Raw genomic sequence first — 2,370 nt, 5'->3', positions numbered from 1 at the left:
GCATCCGCAAGGAGAAGAGCAATGAAATTACTATTTATTTTGTTAGGGGCGGTTATCACATCGGTTGCAATAAACTGGTTGGTTTTGCCCAAAGACGTTTCTGCACAAGAGAGAGAACTCACGATGTTCGGCAGTGTGAAGAGGAAATCCGTCCCTGATGGCTATGCCGAATTGGCGTTCAACTTCTTTGACAAAGACAGGGGGGTTTTTGCCTACCGAAGCATTTCGACTGCCGTCGTAAAGGATGGAACTTACACCGCGTCTTTGCACGCAAATGATCTCATAGAAGGCAAAGAGTATTACGTTTTGGTGACGTTGCCGAATGCGGTTCCGGAAGCGCCCCAAGGGGAACAGCGTGAAGCTATAGGCGTTGTTTTGCTTCAATCGGAGACACCTGGGATACAGCAAACGGGTCACGTGAACATATCGGGGACACTGATTGCGGGTGCGATCAAGACGGATGCGTTTCAGATGTCCACGGGCGCTGCTGCTGGTCGCGTTCTGACTTCGGACGCTTCTGGGATAGGTACATGGCAAGCGCTTCCGCCTCCGAGCGGTGCTGCTGGCGGAGATTTGTCCGGGACGTATCCTAACCCGTTGGTAGATGGTTTGCAGGGCAAGGCGGTAGCCTCTACGTCCCCTTCTTTCGGTCAGGTATTGAAGTGGAACGGCAGCACGTGGTCGCCTAGCACCGATCTACAGGATGCCTTCTGGCAAGCATCGGGAAGCGGCATCTACTACAACACGGGGAATACGGGCATTGGCACGAGCAGTCCGCTTTACCGTCTCCATGTAGAAACGGGTATTGGGGGCCGCGCCATATATGGATTTCACTCTGCAGCCACCGGCACCACCTTCGGAGTGTATGGGCAAAGCGCCAGCACTTCAGGCATCGGCGTCCTCGGCTACGCATCCTCCACTAGTGGCGTCACCTACGGAGCGTGGGGCCAAAGCGACAGCACTTCAGGCATAGGCGTCGTTGGTTTTACACCTGCAAACAGCGGCACTGCCAACGGTGTATATGGGCAAAGCAACAGCACTTCGGGCATAGGAGTCTATGGCTTAGCAGCCGCCTCTAGCGGCGCTAATTATGGAGTGGTTGGGAGAAGCAACAGCACTACGGGCTACGGCGTCTATGGCTTAGCAGCCGCCACAAGCGGTGCCACTTACGGCGGACGGTTTGAAAGCGCCAGCGCTGATGGCAGAGGCGTCTTCGGCGTATCAACCGCCACCAGCGGCACCGCCTACGGGGTGTATGGGCGAAGCGCAAGCACTTCAGGCAGCGGCGTCGTTGGCTATGCACCCGCCACCAGCGGCAACACCTACGGCGTGCTTGGACAAAGCGACAGCACTTCGGGCAGAGGCGTCAGAGGCTTTGCAACCGCCAGTAGCGGCAACACTTACGGTGTGTACGGGCAAAGCAACAGCACTTCGGGCTATGGGGTCTACTCTAATGGAAACTTCGGTGCCTCAGGCACCAAGTCGTTCCAGATAGACCACCCACTGATGCCTGAAACCCACTACCTGAACCACTTCTGCACAGAAGGTCCTGAACCCTATAACGCCTACAGCGGAAACGTGGTAACGGATGCCATGGGCTACGCAAACATACAACTTCCCGACTACTTCGAATCCATCAACCGCGACTTTCGCTATCAACTCACGGTGATAGACGACAGCGATGACTTCGTGCTGGCGAAGGTTGTGCGAGAGATACAGAAAAACAAATTCGTAATTCGCACGAGCAAGCCTCACGTAAAAGTTTCGTGGGAAGTGAAGGCAGTTCGCAACGACCTTTGGATCCAGAAGCATGGATTCAAAACGGAACAGGAGAAACCCGAGGAGCACCAGGGCAAGTACATACGTCCGGATTTGTACGGTGTGCCGAAAGAATACGGGATTTTCTACTGTCCGGATTTAGAGATAGAGAGACGAAGTCAGCGGAACTTGGAAGACGCCCACGTTTCCGAGCAACCTCGCCCAATCACCTCAAATCTTCGACGCGTGTCTTCGCAGAAAACGAGGCAAGCGGAAGTCGTATATTCTTTACGTGACACTTGGAGAATCGTCTCGCTGAAATGAAAGGCGGCTGACTTAATGCTTGTCTATGGCTGAAGGATTCAATCTCCTAAAAATGGCACTTAGAAACTCTGCAAAAACGGGACCTCTCATGAGATTTTTTCTAAAATTGTGAGCTTATCGACAATATAGGAAAAAACCGCTATATAATTTTGTATATTCCGGATGCGAACTGGGCAACGAAGTAAAACGCATCCGCAAGGAGAAGAGCAATGAAATTACTATTTATTTTGTTAGGGGCGGTTATCACATCGGTTGCAATAAACTGGTTGGTTTTGCCCAAAGACGTTT

1 protein-coding gene is annotated in these 2,370 nt (G+C 52.6%); it reads left to right on the top strand.

From position 1 onward, the window contains the following. The first annotated feature begins 21 nt into the window (after positions 1-21). A complete protein-coding gene (locus VNK96_06630; GenBank protein HWP31381.1) occupies positions 22-2,082 on the top strand; it encodes a hypothetical protein in 2,061 nt (686 codons plus the stop codon). Positions 2,083-2,370 lie beyond the last annotated feature (288 nt).

It is taken from the genome of Fimbriimonadales bacterium (genome assembly GCA_035559795.1).
In the GTDB taxonomy this organism is placed as follows: Bacteria; Armatimonadota; Fimbriimonadia; order Fimbriimonadales; family ATM1; genus DATMAR01.
Note: the sequence above shows the minus strand (reverse complement) of the source record. Positions and strands in the feature narration are given on the sequence as shown.

What these genes read in the sequence shown, in the direction of transcription:
- VNK96_06630 (HWP31381.1), top strand. Translation starts at nt 22, where the DNA reads ATGAAATTACTATTTATTTTGTTAGGGGCGGTTATCACATCGGTTGCA.